General features: G+C 46.9%; 1 protein-coding gene. It reads left to right on the forward strand.

Annotated features, from left to right (window positions below):
- The first annotated feature begins 80 nt into the window (after window positions 1–80).
- Window positions 81–1,201, forward strand: a protein-coding gene (locus tag ACI1P2_RS31335) for an IS3 family transposase (RefSeq protein ID WP_355327705.1) whose coding sequence is annotated in 2 segments (ribosomal slippage) — window positions 81–330 and window positions 330–1,201 — 1,122 coding nt in all. Because the reading frame shifts where the segments join, the coding sequence is not laid out codon by codon here.
- Window positions 1,202–1,220: the final 19 nt, after the last annotated feature.

Here is a 1,220-nt window from a genome sequence, read left to right on the forward strand (position 1 = left end):
TGGATCGGCTACACTTGATTGGACAAGAAAAATAAGGGCTTGTAGAATAAACCTATCATGTTAAGGAGCGGATCTCTACAATGCCAAAACAACAACGACGTACCTTCACCTCAGAATTTAAAAAGCAAATGGTGCAGCTCTATGAGAACGGGAAATCCAGAGCAGCGATTGTGGAGGAATATGGCCTCACAGCCTCAGCTTTAGATCGCTGGATCAAGCAAGCTCAGACGTCAGGCTCCTTCAAGGAGAAAGACAATCGTTCTTCAGAGGAAAACGAGCTGATGGCCTTGCGAAAAGAGAACCAGCGTTTGAAGATGGAGGTCGATATTTTAAAGCAAGCCGCGCTGATCATGGGACGAAAGTAGCTATCATCCAGAACAACCGTGATAAATACTCGGTATCAGCAATGTGCGACGTCCTACAAATGGCAAGAAGTACGTTCTATTATGAAGCCAAGGAACGAGTCAATGAAGACGATATGACCGAAGCGGTTGTGGATATCTTCCACAAAAACCGAAAAGCCTACGGCACACGCAAGATCAAGGTCAAGCTCCATGAGCGCGGATTCGTGGTGTCCAGACGCCGAATTGGCCGAATTATGAAAGAACAGGGACTGGTTTCCACGTACACCGTGGCGCAGTATAAGCCGCATAAAGCCGTATGCAACGAAGAAGCTACAGCCAACATCCTGAATCGTGAATTTGACCAAACCGAGACCAAGCGCTTCGTCGTCAGCGACCTGACCTATGTGAAGGTTCAGCACCAGTGGCACTACATTTGCGTACTCGTTGACCTGTTCAATCGGGAGATTATCGGTCATAGTGCAGGTCCGAACAAGGGCGCTGCTCTGATTTCCCGCGCCTTTGCTACCGTACAGGGTGATTTGCGTCAAATTCAGTGGTTTCATACAGACCGTGGCAGTGAATTTAAAAATGAAAAGATAGACAAGCTTCTGGAAACCTTTAAGATCGGTCGTTCTCTGAGCATGAAAGGCTGTCCCTATGACAACGCCGTAGCGGAAGCCACCTACAAGGTGATGAAAACCGAGTTCATAAACCAGATGGAATTTCAGAACCTTCGTCATTTGGAGATCGAACTATACGATTACGTCAACTGGTTTAATAAGCATCGCATTCACGGAACACTGGGATACATGACACCTGTTCAGTACCGCCAAGAGGCCCTTAAAAAAGCTGTCTGATTTACTGTTGACAATCCAG

Origin of the sequence: Paenibacillus jiangxiensis, from assembly GCF_046098255.1 — a bacterium.
Lineage (GTDB): Bacteria > Bacillota > Bacilli > Paenibacillales > Paenibacillaceae > Paenibacillus > Paenibacillus jiagnxiensis.